This is a genomic window from uncultured Brachyspira sp., from assembly GCF_944390845.1.
Classification (GTDB): Bacteria; Spirochaetota; Brachyspiria; order Brachyspirales; family Brachyspiraceae; genus Brachyspira; species Brachyspira pulli.
In genome coordinates, this window is the sequence record NZ_CALXRM010000042.1 from 1 (window position 1) to 17701 (window position 17701).

Genomic DNA, 17701 nt, shown 5'->3' on the forward strand with positions numbered 1-17701 from the left:
AGTTGAAAAACAATTAGAAATTATATATAATTTAGCACAAAAGGAGCTTTTTTAGTTATCTAGGACAGCCCCAAAAACTATAAATATAATAATACATATAATACATAATAGAGCTTAAAAAATTAAAAAAACGCTTTATTTGTAAATATATTTTACTTAAATAATTTGTAATCAAGCAGTATTGCAATTATTTTATTATAATATTAAAGTATAATCATAATTATAAGAAATCGAGGTATATTATGAGTGAACAAAATTTAAAATTAATGGCAAACAAATTAGATAAACTTATATCATATTTAGAAAATAATGATTTAGAAAGTTTCTTCAATAATAAAAATGAATTATGCGATATGATAATGCTAGAAAATAATGAAAATTTTAATAGTGATATAGAAGAAGATATAAAAAAAATTGTTCCGGAAAATTTAAAAGATAATTTCAAAAATTTTGTTAAGTATATTAGATTATTAAGAACAATGAAATCACCGGACGGTAATAATGATTATACTAGATACACTTTAGATAATATAAAATATATAAGAAAAGAAATATTTAAAGATTATTGATAATCAAATATTATGAGCAGTAAAAACAGATTTTTATTAAAAGAATTAAAAAAGTGGAATAAAGATAATCTTATCACCAATGAACAATTAGAAACTCTGTCAAAAATGTATAGAGATGATTATATAAATTGGCAGCCAATAATAAAAGCTATAATGATAACAGGCATTGTAATGGTATCTATTGGATTTATATCTTTTATTAGTTTTTATATTTTTTCTTTATACTTTATAGCATTTTTATTTACTGTATTTTTCTTATCAGGCTTTATAATAGATGAAGTATTTAAAAGAAAAGAAATATATTTACCAAAAACTTCTTCTGCCATAATAGCCATTTCATCAATATTTTTATCTGCTGATATATTTACTATTTCTTATATAATAAATAATAGCAGAGATAATTTCATAATTCTTTCTTTAATAAGTATAATAATATTTTTTATAATAGCATATATAAAAAGAAATTATGCTGTATTATCTATAGCAATAATATCAATAATTACTTGGTACGGATTTGAAGGTTTTGAAATAGCTGAACTGGATTTACAAATTAATAATTATATAAGATTTATTTCTATTAGTATATTAATGTTTTTAATAGGAATAACTGATATCAATAAAAAATTAGGATCAAAATATTTTAGGTTTTCTTCTATTTATTATACTATAGGATTATTATATTTGAATATTATATTAGCATTTATGTCAGTATTTGGTAATTATAATTATGCGATAATTCTTAAAGAGTATGGAAATCCATATGTTATTATATATAGTTCATTGTTTCTATTATCCAATATCATAACTCTAATAATAGGCTGTAAATTAAGAAAATATTCTATAGTAAAATACTCAATATTTTTTATTATTCTAAATATGTATATAAGATACTTTGAATATTTTTATTTTAGAATGAATACTTGGATATTCTTTATTATATTAGGATTAACAACTGTATTAATAGGAATAATAATAGAAAGAATTATAAAATATAAATAAAAAACCTGCAGATTTCATACAACCTGCAGGCTTATAATTTTTTAAAGAGTTATTATTATAAAATTATTCTAAAACCACTATTGCATTAGAATCTTTTATTCTAGGTATAATAGTTTCCATTATTCTAAAGCTATGATTTAAATCTTTTTGTTCTAAATATGCAGTAGACATATCTATTCCAACAGCCAAATCCATATATTGAGGCTCTGAACAAATCAATGCAGCTTTCTTTCCTTGTATAACAGGTACATTATAAAGATTTCCAATCATACTAGATATTCTCTGAGCTTCTGTCATTCCAGTGCCTTGCTGTATTCTTTGTAAATCAAAATATAATGACTGGCTTAAACATAATACAAATCTTCCAACAATACCCTTCTCTCTAATCATATTTATAGCCTTTACTATATCAGTATAAGGATTCTCACCTTGTCCCCAATCAGATATTTTTAACTTTTGTACTCCTTCGGCATTGAGTATACCTTTTAATTCAAGAAAATCATTTCCATTGAATATTAAATTATCTTCTTTATTAGCAAGTATCTGAGCTGCCTGAGATACAATAGATAAATCTAAAGGCAATTTATTAGAAATATTGTTTTCTAAATCTCTCCATAATAATGTAAAATCTTGATAAATTTGAGGAAGCTCAACAGATTTTCTTCCTGAAGTCTTTACGAAACCATCTTCAAAAACTTCCTCTCTGTCACTTTTATCATATTGAACACTTATAGCACCTGCTCCAAGAGGGCCGTAAATAGATAAAAATCTTCTTCCTATAAGTGTTCTGCTTGCTGTCTCAACAACAACTTTATCTATATTCTGCCAAAAACTTTCTTCAAAAGGCGAACTTTCTCTAGCTAAATAATCCATATATTCCTCCTTTAATATTTTTATTATTGATTTATCAGTCTTTTTTCAAACTTCCAACCGTAAGACCTGATAAATTAGGTTCTTTTATTCCAAGCTCCTCCATCATCTCTTTAACTTCTAATTGTCCTGACTCAAAATGTTCTGCTTCTTTAGGATCTAAATGTCTAAGCAAAGCCATAAGCTCACCAACATGGGCTTTCTCTTCATCTCTTATATCAGATAATACTGCTTTTGCCACAGGATCATCAGTAGCCATAACATGAGCATCATATAAATATATAGCTTCTAATTCTCCTGCAATATCTAATCTTATTGCTTGTATTAATTCTTCTTTAGTTACTTTTCTATTTACATTTGCATTAAATGGGTTTGCAAAACTAGGCATAATTATTACTCTCCTTTTTTAATAAAACTACTTAATAGTATTAATTACTAATAAGTAATATATATATCATAAATTAAAAATAATGTCAATATCATAATAATAAAAAATTATAATATTCTAACTTTATACTATATTATAAACAGTAATATTGACTTTTAATTCTATAAAGTGTATTATCAATATAAACATAATAGTTTTTATTAAAAAATAAAAGGAGTATTATTATGAGAAAGATAATTATATCGATTATTGCTGTTTCTTTACTGATAATTGGATGTAAAAAAAGCAACAATTATAATTATGTTTTTGCTACTGGCGGTACAAGCGGTACTTATTACTCATTCGGAGGAAGTATAGCAAGTATATGGAATGCCAATATAGAAGGAATGAATGTTACAGCACAATCAACTGGAGCTTCTTCTGAAAATTTAAGACTTTTAAACAGACATGAAGCAGATTTAGCATTTGTACAAAATGACGTTATGGACTATGCTTATAATGGTACTGATATATTTGCTAATGAAGTACTAACAAATTTTTCTGCAATGCTTACTTTATACCCTGAAATAGTACAAATAGCTGCTTCAAAAGAAAGCGGAATAAAATCAATAGCTGATATGAAAGGAAAAAGAGTATCTGTTGGTGATGCTGGAAGCGGTGTTGAATTTAATGCTAAACAAATTCTAGAAACTTACGGCTTATCTTTCAATGATATAAACAAAGCAAATCTTTCATTTAAAGAATCAAGCGACGGTTTACAAAACGGAACATTAGATGCTTGTTTCATAGTAGCAGGGATACCTAATGCTGCTTTACAGGAATTATCTTTATCAAAAGATATAGTTTTAATATCATTAGATAAAGTACAAGTAGATGAATTACTTAACAAATATAAATATTATACAGAAATTACAATACCAGCTAATACATATAATGGTGTTACAACTGACACTGCTGCTATAGCAGTAAAAGCTTCTATTGCTGTTAATAACAATATACCAGAAGATGTTGTTTATAATTTAATGAAAACATTATTCGATAAAAAAGCTGACTTATCTATTGCACATTCTAAAGGTGAAGAATTAGATATTGATAGTGCACCTAAAGGAATATCTATACCATTCCACCCAGGTGCTATAAAATATTATCAAGAATTAGGATACAGTATAGGACAATAATAAAAATAAAAAATTAGGCGTATTCATATAATAAAATCAAAAAACAATATGAATACGCTTATATAATTAATAAAGAAATCAATAATATGCTGAAAAAGATTACCGTAGTTACAATTGTTATAATTATTATTGCTTTATTATTTATACCATTATTTCCAAGATTAGTATTAAATAATGTTAAAAACAATAAAGTTAATATGATACTCAATATCAAAAATAAAAAATTTATAATTTCGTATGATCATTCTGTAAATAAAAGTAAAGTACGAGATTATTATATTATAGATAAGGACAATAATATAATTTTAGAGAAAACTAGATTTGTTTCTTATGGTGCTGGAATTCCAGAACCTGAAGACAATGAAAATTTTGTCATTATTGATGATTACATGGAAATAAATAATATGAATAGAATAATAGAAAATTTATATTTATTTATTGGAGTTACTGCTAATCATACTATTATGACAGATGAGAAAATAATCGAATTAGATAATTTTTTTAAACCTCAAACAAATGTAAAAATAGAGTATAAAAGAATATCTATATTTGAATATATTAAATCATTTTTATCAAGAATAACATAAGGTGGCAATATGAAAAACAAGAATGATATACATATGATTACAGCTGAAGAAATTGATGATTATATGAGCAAATATGACAGCGAATCAAGATATAGAAGATATAAAGATTGGAAAAAATATTTAATAATCGCAATATCTGTTTTATTTTGTTTATTTCAATTATATTCAATACTCACAGGAACAATTACAGCACAAGTTGTAAGAGCTACGCACTTAGCATTTGTTATGCTTCTTGCATATTTACTATTTCCTATAAAAAAAGATATGCCTAAGGACAAACTTCCTTGGTATGATGTAATTTTAGGCATAGTGGGTGCTGCTTCTTGGGGATATATTACAGTTAATTTTGATTCTTTAGTTAGACGTGCTGGAATATATACAGGAACTGATATTATTATTGGTATAGTAGGAATACTTCTTGTATTTGAAGCATGCAGAAGAATAGTAGGACTTCCTATACTTATAATATCAATAGTATTTATTGTATATGCATTGTTCGGAGCTTATGCACCGGGATTTCTTAATCATAGAGGATATTCCATTCAAAGAATAGTATCACATTTATTTTATAATACTGAAGGTATAATGGGTACTCCTATCGGTGCCTCAGCAACATTTATATTTTTATTTATATTCTTTGGGGCATTGCTTGATAAAACTGGAATAGGTCAATTTTTTATAGATATATGTAATGCTATAGCCGGAGGTTTTGACGGAGGCCCTGCTAAAGTAGCAGTACTTACAAGTGCTATGTTTGGTACTGTATCAGGAAGTTCTGTTTCTAATACTGTTGGTACTGGAAGCTTTACAATACCTATGATGAAATCTTTAAGATATAGACCAGAGTTTGCAGGAGCTGTTGAGGCATCTGCTTCTACTGGAGGACAATTAATGCCTCCTATTATGGGTGCTGCTTCCTTCTTAATGGCTGAAAGTTTAGGAATACCTTATAAAGATGTAGCAAAAGCTGCAATAATACCTGCTATACTTTATTTCACTGGTATATTTATAATGGTTCATTTAGAGGCTAAAAAAACAGGTCTTAAAGGTTTATCAAAAGATTCACTTCCAAAAATCGGTGATCTTTTAATGAAGAAAGGTTATTTAGTTATTCCTCTTGCTACTATAATATATTTCTTTGTACTTGGTAAAACTGCAATATATGCTGGTTTAATGGGTATAATAGCTGCCGGATTAGTTGCTGTAGTTAACTCTATAGTTGATATAGTAATGAAAAGAAAAATAAGTTTTGGGTTTAATGATTTAATAGATGTTTTTGTTAATGCAGCTAGAAATATAATAAGTGTAGCTATTGCCTGTGCTATGGCTGGTATAATAATAGGTATTATTACTTTAACTGGTTTAGGTTTAAAAATAGGTGCTGGTTTAATATCTATATCCGGAGGAATACCTTTATTACTATTATTCTTAACTATGATAAGTTCTATAATATTAGGTATGGGCGTTCCAACTACTGCTAATTATCTTATCACTTCAACAATAGCTGCCAGTGCTATAATAGGTTTAGGTTATGAACCTCTTTCTGCTCATATGTTCGTATTCTATTTTGGTATTATAGCCGATGTTACTCCTCCTGTTGCTTTAGCTGCTATGGCTGGTGCTGCTATCGCTAAATCAGATCCTTTAAAAACTGGAATAGAAGCAACTAAACTTTCTATAGGTGCATTTATCATTCCTTATATGTTTATATTCAATCCTCAAATACTTATGATAAATACTACAATTGCACAAATTATACCAATACTTATAACTTCACTTATTGGTATGTTCGGTGTATCTGCTGGTTTGGAAGGATATGTATTTAGAAAATGTAAACCTTATGAAAGAATATTATTCATTATAGCAGGACTTCTTTCTATATATCCGGAATTATATACTGATATTATAGGAATAGCTGTAATAGCAATATTAGTTATAATACAAATAATATCAAGAAAGAAAATGAATAAAGCAATAGCTTAATAATCATTTAATAAAATAATAAGGGGCTTTTTAATAAAGTCCCTTTTTTGTTATTAATATATACTGAAAATTTTTAACTTTGTCATTTTTTTATTCAACTTTTTCCCGCCACATACGCTCTTCGGACTTCGTCAAAGTTGCTTATATCCTCGACAAGCTCGGATACGCTTCGCGAAAGTGCAATTATAAAATTAGTACTAAATTATACTAAAATCGTTTTACATGTAAGATAGGTTATTAATTTGAGCTAAAATATAGTCCTTTTGCTTCTTTGGGTCACCAAAAGAAGTGGGGGTTCGGGGGCTAGTCCCCGAAAATAATAACAATATAAAAACTAAAATTGACAAAATATAGTTGTTTAGGTATATACTAAAAATTTTTAAGTTTATAAATTTTTTCTTGTTTTTTGGTACACTAGATATAAAAAAATATAATTGTTTAAGTATAAATAATATTTTATTTAATAATAGATTTATTTCTTATAATATTATAAAATACTATTTCTATATTATAACTTTAAAAAAGGAATATTTAATGATAAACTTTGACGAATTAGTAGACAGAAGAAAAACTAATAGTACAAAATGGACTAAAGCATTCGGAGAAAAACCTTTAAAAGAAGATCAAATACCTATGTGGGTTGCTGATATGGATTTTAAAGTTGCCCCTGAAATTATAGAATCAATAAAAGAAGCAGCAGATCATGGCATATTCGGATATTTCACTTATGACGGATATTATGACTCTGTTATAAAGTGGCATAAAGAAAGATATAATTGGGATATAAAAAAAGAATGGTTAAATTTTACTCAAGGATTAGTACAAGGATTTAATATAGCAATATCTACTTTAGCAAAAGTTGGAGAAAGTATTTTAGTTTTAACTCCTACTTACTACCCAATGTTTGCAGGAATAAAAAATCAAGGCTGTCAAATAGTAGAATCCAATTTAATATATGATGATAAAACTTGCAGATATACTATAGATTATGAAGATGTAACAAAAAAGGCAAAAAATCCGAATCTTACAGTTGCTTTGATAGGAAATCCTCATAACCCTACTGGAAGACTTTATTCTATAGAGGAATTATCAAAATTGGCTGATATTCTAATAGAAAACAATGTTAAAATTATTTGCGATGATATTCACTGCGATATAATAGTTGATCCTTCAAAGAAATATACTCCTTTGGCCTCTATAGAAAAATACGCTAATCATATAATTTCAATGAATGCTCCTTCAAAAACATTCAATTTAGCAGGGGCAAAAGTATCAAATGTTATAATTCAAAATGAAGAAATCAACAGAGCATATAGATTCCAAATGGAAAGATTTTGCGTATCAGTTTCAACATTCTCATTAGCAGCTTGTAAAACGGCTTATTCAAAATGCTCTTATTGGGTTGATGAAATGAGAAAATATGTTTGGGGCAATTATAATTATGTTAAAGATTATATAGAAAATAGCATATTAAAAGATTATATAAAAGCTGTTCCATTAGAAGGTTCTTATTTGATGTTTGCTGACAATAAAAACTTGATGAAAGAATTTAATATGAATCAGGAAGATTTAAAAAATTTCTATTATGATTCATGCAATTTATCATTAGATGACGGCGACGCTTTTGGTAATGCCGGAATAGGATTTATGCGTTTTAATTTAGCTACACAAAGATACTATGTTGAAAAAGCTATGAACAATATATCTGAAGCAGTAAAAAATTTAAAAAAATAAAATTGGAGTTATAAAATATTATGAATATAGAAGTAGTTGAAAAAGAAGATTTTGAAGTAATTGGAAAGGTAGATATTGGAGAAAGCGAAAATCATTCTCAGTGGGTTTTACCTTTATGGCAGAACTTTAATAAAAATGTTAAAGAAATAATTAATTTAGTAAAGGTTGATGAAAATAATAATCTTGCTGGTATATGGGGAATAATGAATGATATAGATGAAACTTTTGCTCCTTGGGGCGAAATGGGAAAATATATGGCTGGTGTTGAAGTAAAAGAAAATTCAGAAGCTCCTCATGGCTGGATAAAATGGAATATAAAAGGCGGTACATTTCTTAAAGTTAAATGCAATATAGAAAATTACAGTACAATATTTAATAATGTTGTAGAAAATTATGCCCCTAAGAATGGCTACACTATAATAGGAAATGTAATGGAATATTATATACCAAACAGCAAAGATTTTTATTTATTTTTCAATGTGATAAAATAATAATAAAAGCCAGTAAAACAGTAAAATAATTATAAACAACAAAAGGAAAAATTAAATATGCTTGATAAATTAGTAATAGCAACTTCAAATCAACATAAATTAAAAGAAATAGAAAATATCTTCAAAGGTACAGTAATAAAAGAGATATTGCCAATGCCTTCAGATATAGGAGAAATAATAGAAAACGGCACAACTTTTATAGAAAACTCACTTATAAAAGCAAAAGCAGTGTACAACTATACTAAACTACCTTCTTTAGCTGACGATTCAGGAATATGTGTTAATGCTTTAAATGGAGAGCCTGGTATATATTCTGCAAGATACGGCGGAGAAAATTTAGGCTATAAAGAAAAAATGCAATTAATTTTAGATAAATTAAAAGATAAAGATGACAGAAGTGCATACTTTATTACTTCTGCTGTATGCGTATTAGATGATAACTACTATATAGCATTAGAAGGCAGAGTTAATGGAAAAATAATAGAGTCTCCTAGAGGCTTTGACGGTTTCGGTTATGATCCTATATTTCAGCCTGACGGATACAATGTTACTTATGCTGAGATGAGCTTAGAAGAAAAAAATTCTATGAGTCACAGAGCATTAGCTATGAACAAGATGAAAGAAATTCTATCTAGCATTTATAAAAATTAATTTATTAAAATTGGACTTACTATGATTAAAGAAATAGCAAATGGTATGGAATTAGCTGAATCTCCTTTTTGGGATAATCAAAATAATATTTACTATTGGGTTGATATTTTAAAAAAGCGTTTATTTTATTTAAAAAATGATGCTATTGATTATAAAGAATATGATACATATATAAGCTTCATATTCAAAAATAATAAAAATCAGCTTTGTGCTGCTTTTGAAGATGGAATTTATGTTTTAGATGATAAATATAATAAAACAAAAAGCTATATAACTTTTCAAAATGATGGATTCAGATGCAATGACGGAGGTATTTCTCCAAACGGTGAATTATTTATAGGAAGAATGAATAATTTATACAATTATCATGAAAAAGAACCTGAATATGATGGAAAGTTACTGCTAATCAAAAACGGCACACAAAAGGAAATATTAAAAAATGTTGGAATATCTAATGGAATAGCTTGGCATTCTAACGGCAATAAAGTTTATTTCATAGATTCATTAACAAAATCAGTACAAGAATTTGACTATATAAATTCAGAGTTCAAAAATCCAAAAACAGTTTATAAATTAGAAAATATTTCTCCAGATGGTATGTCTATTGATAATGAAGATAGATTATGGATAGCACAATACGGCGGAGGAAAAATTGTATGCATTGACACAAAAACATTTGATACAATTTATGAATATAATTTTGACAGAAAAAATATTACATCTTGCTGTTTTGCGGGAATAAATTTAGATGAAATATTAATAACTTCAGCTGAAGACGAAACAAAAGACGGTGCTGTATATTTATTGAAAACAGAAAATATAACTGGAAGAAACAAAAATATTTATATTGAATAATTTTTTTAATATATTAAAAAATTATAAAAAAATAGCTTATAACTTCTTCTATAAGTTATAAGCTATTATAATATTAATATAATTTTTATTCTATTTTATTATTCGGCACCTAATTCCTTAAGCTTTTCTATTGACTCATCTTCATCGGCATAATATAAAACTCCGTCGCCATCTTCATCAGTACTATTTATATCTATACCCAAATCTTTAACTAAATATTCAAACACTTCTACATTGTCATTCAAAGCAGCCATATGAAGTCCGTTTGCATCATATATATTTTTAGTATCAACTAAATCAGGATCTGCCTGTACAAGCATTTTTATTACATCAACATTTCCAGTGCCGCATGCCCATAAAAATGCATTCCAACCGTCATCATCTTTAACATAAGGATCGGCTCCATTATCAAGTAAATATTTCATTATACCCAAATCTCTATAAAATATAGCAAATATTAAAGGAGTAGCACCATTTACAGAATAACTATCGTTCATAAATTCACTATATAAACTATCTCCTAAATAAGTTTGATCTATATCTTCGCCTTCTTCTTCTATTAATTCCTGCACTCTCTTTAAACTATGATTTTGTATAGCTTCAAATATATCATAGTCCTCCCTGTATTCGCCTTCTTTTCTATTGCCGTAAGAAAAAGCAGAGTTCATATTAACATATTTACCCTGAACCTTTACAACATTAGTATAAGTTTTATGATATATATTATCTGGATCACTTACATACACAGAATTATTACTTATACTTACACTAGTCTCTTCTTTTTTACCGCATGACAAAATTAAAATAATTGATAATAAAGAAATCAATAATACACTTTTTGACAATTTTATGCTTTTCATAAACACCGCCGTATAGTAATTAATAATTTGTGAAGTATTATACAATAAAAACGAATTATTTTCTATTGTTGCTAATAAAAATTGTTCGCTAATCGGGTCTGTCAAGGACTCTGTCCGCCTTCGGCGAACTTGCCAGACGCTCACAATTTATTATTTATTATATTGTTGCTAATAAAAATTGTTCGCTAATCGGGTCTGTCAAGGACTCTGTCCGCCTTCGGCGAACTTGCCAGACGCTCACAATTTATTATTTATTATATTGTTGCTAATAAAAATTGCTTCATTAAATAATTAAAAAATCTCGCTTCAAGACTCTAGCAAATGAATTTGATAGACGCTCGATTTTTTTATATACTAAAAATTTTTAAGTTTGTCAAAATTTAGATTTTTAATTTTATTGTTTGTGGTGGCTTTGCCCCACACCCCCAGTTCTTTTTGTGACCAAGGCGAAGCCCGACTGTGGCGAGAACCTATATCCTCGACAGGCTCGGATACGCTTCGCGAAAGACTGCATTTTTAACCTAAATTTTAGGTATTACTATACATTTAATACGTATTGTAATAATATAAGGTTGTAGTATTTGCGTTTTCGCGAAGCGTGCCGACGAAGTCCACCTGTGGTGTTGGCAGCAACTTTGGCGAAGCCCGCAGAGCGTGTGCGTCAAAAAAGTTGATAATTCTATATAAAGAGCATCAGTTGACAAAGTTAAAAATTTTCAGTATATATTAATGTATTACACAATTTATATTATTTGGCACCAAGCTCTTTTAATTTTTTTATTGCGGCATCTTTATTGGCATAATATAAAACTCCGTCTCCATCCTCATCAGTGCTGTTTATATCTATACCCAAATCATTAACTAAATACTCAAACACCTCTACATTATCATACATAGCAGCACAATGAAGTCCGTTTACATCATAATTATTTTTGGAATATACTAAAAATTTTAGAGTTTGTCAAAAAATACAATTTTAAATTTAGGTTATTTGTGGGGACTAGCCCCCACCCCCCAGTTCTTTTGTTGACACAAAGAACCAAAAAGACTGCATTTTTGACACAAATCTTGTTTTTACTTCACATTTCAAACAAAACTTAATAATATTTTATACTATTAATAAACAAAAATTACATTTACAAAAAAGTAAAAATTGACAAAATATAGTTGTTTAGGTATATACTAAATTAGAATCAAAGTTTACAAGCATTTTTATTACATCAACATTCCCACTACTACAAGCCCATAAAAAAGAATTCTTACCGTTATCATCTTCAATATAAGGATCAGCACCATTATCGAGTAAATATTTCATTATACCCAAATCCCTATAAAATATTGCAAATATCAAAGGAGTAGCACCTTCTATAATATAATGAGACTCCATAAACTCACTATACATAATAAAGTCTCTATCATTTTGATCAATATCTTCACCTTCCTCTATTAGTTCCATTACTCTCTTTAAACTATGATTTTTTATAGCCTCAAATATATCATACTCTTCACTGTATTCTCCTTCTTCTCTGTTACCATAAGAAAAAATAGAGTTTATATTAAGAAATTTACCATGAATCTTTACAACATTAGTGTAGGTTTTATGATATATATTCTCTGAAGCACTTACATACACAGAATTATTATTTATACTAGCCTCTTCTTTTTTACCGCATGAAATTACTAAAACAATAATTAAAATAAAAGAAATTAATAATAATTTTTTCATAATACAGTCAAATAGTAGTCAATAATATAAAATATTATACTATAAAATTAGTAATTTTTATAAAGCATAATGATTAAAAAATTTAAAATAAAAAAATACCATTCATAAAATAAATATATGAATGGTATTTAATTTTTATATACAAAATAAATTATAAAGCCTCAGAACCGCCTATAATATCAAGAAGTTCATTAGTAATATGTTCTTGTCTTGCTCTGTTAGCTTTATTTTTAAGATCTGTTAATAATCTTTCAGCATTGTCAGTAGCATTTCTCATAGCTATAGCTCTTTCAGCATTTTCAGACAAAAAAGAACTTGTTATCATAAAATAAAAATATGTTTTAATGGCCATCGGAACAACTTCTTTTAATACATCTTCTATATTAGGCTCGATAACATAATCCAATTTCTTTTTAATTTTATGTCCTTCAATATCTTCTTCATCAGGAATCATAGGAATCAAACTTTTAATTTTTGGTATATGTACAACTCTTGTATAATATCTTGTATATATAACTTCTACCCTTGAAGCATTATCAACTGCATATTCATGCATGAAACGCTGAACTACAGTAGCACAGTCATCAAAAGTAGATTCTTCATCTATACGAGGATATTTACGTGCTATAGGAATACCTTGTTTTTCAAAATATGATTCACCTTTCTTTCCAAGAACATGAAGCTCAACCTCTCTACCATGTCTATGATGATGTCTGATCCTTTCCATTGCCTCATCAAAAATTTTGGTATTATATGAACCGCATAAACCTCTTGTAGAAGTTACAACAAAAAGTATAATATTTTTTATTTTCTTTTTAGGGGCAAGCAAAGGGTGTACATGATCCATATCTGAATGAGAAAGGTCTTCTACTATTCTATTTAATTTCTGAGTAAAAGGACGCATGCCCTGCTCTACTGTTAATATTTTAGCAGTTCTTGAACGTGCTATCATATCCATAGTTTTTGTTATTTTATGTGTGCTTGTTACTGCTTTAATTCTTGCTTTTAATACATTAAGTTTCTCTGCCATAATCAAAACCCCAAATTTTTAATAACTTATATGCTATTAAAAATAAAGTACCAATATTTGACTTACACCAACATAATAGATTTTCAAACTTTTAATATCTAATTTAGATTTTTATCAATATGCACATAAAATCAAAATCTTTTCTGAGATGATTAATTATCTCATAAATTGACTATGATTTTTATGTGCTAATAATATCAAAAAACAAATTCTAATAATTAGAATTTAGCTTTGAACTCTTCTATAATTTTATAAAGTCCGTCTATGTCAGCTATATCTTTTTTCTCTCTTATATCATCAAGTATATTCTGCTTATCAGCTCTCATATATTGAAGAAGTCTCCATTCAAACTCATGAACTCTATCAACTTCAATATTATCCAAGAAACCTTTAGTAGCGGCAAATATAACTACAACCTGTTCTTCAAAAGGTATAGGACTGTATTGTTTTTGTTTTAATAATTCAACCATTTTAGCACCTCTGTCTAATTGTGCCAAAGTAGCTTTATCAAGTCCGATACCAAGCTGAGAGAATGCCTCTAAAGATCTATAAGAAGCAAGGTCAAGTCTTAAAGTACCAGCAACTTTTTTCATTGCTTTAGTTTGAGCATTACCGCCAACACGTGAAACAGATATACCAACATCTATAGCAGGACGTACACCGCTCATAAATAAACTTGTAAGCAAGTATATCTGACCGTCAGTAATAGAAATAACGTTTGTAGGAATATAAGCAGATACCTCATTATCCTGAGTTTCTATTATAGGAAGTGCAGTTAAAGAACCGCCGCCTAATTCATCGCTAAGTTTAGCTGCTCTTTCAAGTAATCTTGAATGCAAATAGAAAACGTCGCCAGGAAAAGCTTCCCTTCCAGGAGGTCTTCTTAAAAGTAACGATATCTGTCTGTAAGCATTAGCCTGTTTAGTTAAGTCATCATATATAATTAATGTATCTTTCTTTTGTTCATACATAAAATATTCAGCCATAGCACAGCCAGCATAAGGAGCTATATAAAGCAAAGGAGCTGAATCAGCAGCAGTTGCAGCCACTACTATAGTATATTCTAAAGCACCATGCTGTCTTAAAGTTTCAACAACACCAGCAACAGTTGATGCCTTCTGACCTACTGCTACATATACACATATAACACCAGTACCTTTTTGATTGATTATAGCATCAAGAGCAATAGAAGTTTTTCCTGTACCTCTGTCCCCAATTATAAGCTGTCTTTGACCTCTACCTATTGGAGTCATAGAGTCTATAGCTTTAATACCAGTTTGAAGAGGCTGTTTTACCGCTTGTCTGTCAGCAATACCAGGAGCAGGGAATTCTATAACCCTTCTTTTATCAGTTGTTATTTCACCATGACCATCTATAGGTGCACCTAAAGGGTTAACAACTCTTCCTAATAATGCTTCCCCAACTGGAACCTCTAATATTCTTTTTAATCTGCTAACCTTACTTCCTTCTTTAATACCGTAATAATCACCTAAAACTATAACACCTATAGTTTCTTCTTCCAAGTTAAAAGCAAGACCAACGGCACCGCTTTCAAAAAGTATCATTTCATTGGCCATAACATGTGGAAGTCCAATTACTCTTGCAATACCATCTCCTACCTCAACAACTACTCCCACTTCATTAGGAGTAAAATCAGCCTTATAATTCTTAATTTCTTCTTTAAGAACCGCTGCAATTTCACTAGCTTTTATATTCATAAGTAATTCCTCAAATATAAAATATCAATTATTTTCAGAAATAGAAGTTTTTAACTCTACAAGTAATTTTCTAATACTATAATCATAAACAACATCTTCTATTTCTATTACAACTCCACCCAAAATATTTTCATCTATATTAAATGTAAAATGAACATCTTTATCTTTAACCATACCGCTAATACATTCTTTTAAGTTATCCATATCGTTAATATTGGTTATATCAGATGCAGTTGTAATTTTAGCAACTACAATATTATAATATTCATTACATAAATTTTCATACTCCACTATTATAGCAAATAAAGTATGAATTAAATCTCTTTCTATTAAAATAGCAATAAGATTAAAAGTTTCTTCAGATATATTATTAGCATATATTTTTTTTAATATACGCATTCTTAAATTACCATCTATGAAACTTGATTTAAAAAAATCAAATATATCTTTATCAACCAACAAAGATGAATAAACAACATTCAAATCATTTTTTATTTCTTCTATTTTTCCAACATCAGTAGCAACATCGAACATTGCCTTAGCATAATTTTTGGCACTAGATTCATTTTTTGTGATACGAGTAAATCTGCTTGCCTTTTCTCTTGTGGTTTCTTTAAGAACCTCTTTTTCTAAATCTTTTAAAATGCCTTCAGCAATAGACTCATCCATGGTATATACTCCTACAATGTTTGATTATTTCCATAAGTAAATTTATTTTGTAATAAACCTATTTGGTTTTTTATACTATAATCATAAACTGTAGAACCAATATAAACTATTATGCCGCCTATAATACTCTCATCTACTACTGTCTCATAAGATATTTCATTATTGGAAAAACATTTTACTGTTTGAATAATATCTTTTATGGTTTTATCATCAATAGCATAAGCTGTAATAATACGTACTCTCACTATATTATTATAATCGTCTACTATATCTTTATATAAATTAACTATATCAGGCAAAACGTCCATACTATCATGTTCTGCCAATATAGATACAAAAGCATAAGTTTCTTTAGAAAGTATAGGTTTTAATCTTTTATCTATTAATTCTTTTTTTTCTCTTTTAGAGACAAATCTATCAAAAAAATACTTTTTTATATCAATATCTTGAAATAATTTAGAACATTCAGTAAGTTCATTATATATTTCTTTTATCATGCCAAGCTGTTTAGCTACATCAAATATAGCAGTTGCTGTAGGCTTTAGTATTTCTAATTTTTCACTTTCTTTCATAAAACATCACTTCCTAAATACTTATGCTCCGTAATTTAAAAGTTTATTAAAAAATTACTGCTCACTATTTTCTTTATTAGCATTATTAATAAACTCATTAATTAAAGCCTGATTGTCATCTTTATTAATATTTCTTTTAAGAATTGTCTCAGCCATAACTACAGCAATATCGAGTGCTTGCTTTTTTATACTGTTCATAGCATCTTCTTTAGATCTATCTATCTCAGCCATAATTTTATTTTTATTAACTTCTGCTTCTTCTCTAGCATTATTAATAATTTTATCTCTAATCCTATTAGCCTCAACTCTAGCATTTTCTATAATAGCACTAGCTTCAGCTTTAGCATTATCAATTTGCTCTCTATATGCTGCTAAAGATTTTTTGGCATTCTCTCTAGTCTTTTCAGCTTCTTCTAAATCTTCTTGAATTTTATCTGCTCTAGCATTTAAGCCTTTTAAAATTATTTTCCAAGTAGAAGCACCTAATACAGCAAGAACTAGTAAAAATGTGATCCAAGTCCAAATTATTATACCAGGATCTATTTTTAAAAGTGCCATACATATACCTCCAAATATTTTTTTAATTATTTTGTAAATAATGCAAGAATACAAATAACTAAAGCAAATAAACCTACCCCTTCTATTAATGCTGCTGCTATAAGCATAACAGCTTGTATCTTTCCAGAAACTTCAGGCTGTCTGGCAACACCTTCAACTGCTCTAGAACCTATAAAACCTATTCCTATTCCAACTCCTATGGCTGCAAGACCTGCACCAATTGCTGCTCCTAATATAGAAAGTTCCATTTTTTTATTCTCCTT

Annotated in this window: 18 protein-coding genes and 2 pseudogenes; 9 read left to right on the forward strand and 11 right to left on the reverse strand. The window is 28.1% G+C overall.

Features of this window, described 5'->3' with window-relative positions:
• Positions 1-242 precede the first annotated feature (242 nt).
• Together Q0K52_RS09295 and Q0K52_RS09300 are read left to right on the forward strand one after the other, a co-directional pair.
• Positions 243-569 (forward strand): hypothetical protein, encoded by a 327-nt coding sequence (locus Q0K52_RS09295; protein WP_297298752.1) that lies wholly within the window; start codon positions 243-245, stop codon positions 567-569.
• 12 nt (positions 570-581) lie between these two features.
• Entirely contained in the window at positions 582-1568 is a 987-nt protein-coding gene (locus tag Q0K52_RS09300) for a DUF2157 domain-containing protein (protein WP_297298754.1), read from the forward strand.
• 63 nt (positions 1569-1631) lie between these two features.
• Here the strand turns inward: Q0K52_RS09300 and Q0K52_RS09305 are convergent, their stop codons facing one another.
• Together Q0K52_RS09305 and Q0K52_RS09310 are read right to left on the reverse strand one after the other, a co-directional pair.
• The gene (locus Q0K52_RS09305) at positions 1632-2441 is read right to left on the reverse strand and encodes a family 1 encapsulin nanocompartment shell protein (RefSeq protein WP_297298756.1); all 810 of its coding nucleotides are present in this window, start codon (positions 2439-2441) and stop codon (positions 1632-1634) included.
• A gap of 34 nt (positions 2442-2475) precedes the next feature.
• Complete coding sequence (locus tag Q0K52_RS09310; RefSeq protein ID WP_297298758.1) at positions 2476-2826, reverse strand: demethoxyubiquinone hydroxylase family protein; 351 nt, start codon at positions 2824-2826, stop codon at positions 2476-2478.
• A 224-nt stretch (positions 2827-3050) separates the two neighbouring features.
• Here Q0K52_RS09310 and Q0K52_RS09315 point away from each other — a divergent pair, with 224 nt between their 5' ends.
• From Q0K52_RS09315 to Q0K52_RS09345, 7 genes are all read left to right on the forward strand, one after another.
• The gene (locus Q0K52_RS09315) at positions 3051-4004 is read left to right on the forward strand and encodes a TAXI family TRAP transporter solute-binding subunit (protein WP_297298760.1); all 954 of its coding nucleotides are present in this window, start codon (positions 3051-3053) and stop codon (positions 4002-4004) included.
• Positions 4005-4090: 86 nt separating this feature from the next.
• Positions 4091-4591, forward strand: coding sequence for a DUF1850 domain-containing protein (locus Q0K52_RS09320; RefSeq protein ID WP_297298762.1), 501 nt, complete (start codon positions 4091-4093; stop codon positions 4589-4591).
• Between the two features lie 9 nt (positions 4592-4600).
• A complete protein-coding gene (locus tag Q0K52_RS09325; protein WP_297298764.1) occupies positions 4601-6574 on the forward strand; it encodes a TRAP transporter permease in 1974 nt (657 codons plus the stop codon).
• A 534-nt stretch (positions 6575-7108) separates the two neighbouring features.
• Positions 7109-8308, forward strand: a complete 1200-nt coding sequence (locus Q0K52_RS09330; RefSeq protein ID WP_297298766.1) for a MalY/PatB family protein — start codon at positions 7109-7111, stop codon at positions 8306-8308.
• 20 nt (positions 8309-8328) lie between these two features.
• On the forward strand, positions 8329-8799 hold the full coding sequence (locus Q0K52_RS09335) for a GyrI-like domain-containing protein (protein WP_297298767.1): 471 nt from the start codon (positions 8329-8331) through the stop codon (positions 8797-8799).
• Positions 8800-8856: 57 nt separating this feature from the next.
• On the forward strand, positions 8857-9450 hold the full coding sequence (gene rdgB / locus Q0K52_RS09340) for an RdgB/HAM1 family non-canonical purine NTP pyrophosphatase (RefSeq protein WP_297298770.1): 594 nt from the start codon (positions 8857-8859) through the stop codon (positions 9448-9450).
• 21 nt (positions 9451-9471) lie between these two features.
• On the forward strand, positions 9472-10305 hold the full coding sequence (locus Q0K52_RS09345) for an SMP-30/gluconolactonase/LRE family protein (RefSeq protein ID WP_297298772.1): 834 nt from the start codon (positions 9472-9474) through the stop codon (positions 10303-10305).
• A 98-nt stretch (positions 10306-10403) separates the two neighbouring features.
• Here the strand turns inward: Q0K52_RS09345 and Q0K52_RS09350 are convergent, their stop codons facing one another.
• The 9 genes and pseudogenes from Q0K52_RS09350 to atpE all read right to left on the reverse strand — a co-directional run bounded on the left by Q0K52_RS09350 (position 10404) and on the right by atpE (position 17686).
• Entirely contained in the window at positions 10404-11165 is a 762-nt protein-coding gene (locus Q0K52_RS09350) for an ankyrin repeat domain-containing protein (RefSeq protein WP_297298774.1), read from the reverse strand.
• A gap of 748 nt (positions 11166-11913) precedes the next feature.
• Positions 11914-12111: pseudogene (locus Q0K52_RS09355) on the reverse strand (ankyrin repeat domain-containing protein); the annotation flags it as partial.
• Between the two features lie 234 nt (positions 12112-12345).
• A pseudogene (locus tag Q0K52_RS09360) lies at positions 12346-12891 on the reverse strand (ankyrin repeat domain-containing protein); the annotation flags it as partial.
• A gap of 151 nt (positions 12892-13042) precedes the next feature.
• Complete coding sequence (gene atpG / locus Q0K52_RS09365; protein WP_297298776.1) at positions 13043-13921, reverse strand: ATP synthase F1 subunit gamma; 879 nt, start codon at positions 13919-13921, stop codon at positions 13043-13045.
• Between the two features lie 218 nt (positions 13922-14139).
• Complete coding sequence (gene atpA, locus Q0K52_RS09370; RefSeq protein ID WP_297298777.1) at positions 14140-15639, reverse strand: F0F1 ATP synthase subunit alpha; 1500 nt, start codon at positions 15637-15639, stop codon at positions 14140-14142.
• 24 nt (positions 15640-15663) lie between these two features.
• Entirely contained in the window at positions 15664-16308 is a 645-nt protein-coding gene (gene atpH, locus Q0K52_RS09375; RefSeq protein ID WP_297298779.1) for an ATP synthase F1 subunit delta, read from the reverse strand.
• An 11-nt stretch (positions 16309-16319) separates the two neighbouring features.
• Positions 16320-16880 (reverse strand): ATP synthase F1 subunit delta, encoded by a 561-nt coding sequence (atpH, locus tag Q0K52_RS09380; RefSeq protein WP_297298780.1) that lies wholly within the window; start codon positions 16878-16880, stop codon positions 16320-16322.
• Positions 16881-16934: 54 nt separating this feature from the next.
• Positions 16935-17438 carry a F0F1 ATP synthase subunit B gene (gene atpF, locus Q0K52_RS09385; RefSeq protein ID WP_297298782.1) on the reverse strand — a complete coding sequence of 168 codons (504 nt, stop codon included), beginning with the start codon at positions 17436-17438 and terminating at the stop codon, positions 16935-16937.
• A gap of 26 nt (positions 17439-17464) precedes the next feature.
• Positions 17465-17686, reverse strand: coding sequence for an ATP synthase F0 subunit C (gene atpE, locus Q0K52_RS09390; RefSeq protein WP_297298785.1), 222 nt, complete (start codon positions 17684-17686; stop codon positions 17465-17467).
• Positions 17687-17701: the final 15 nt, after the last annotated feature.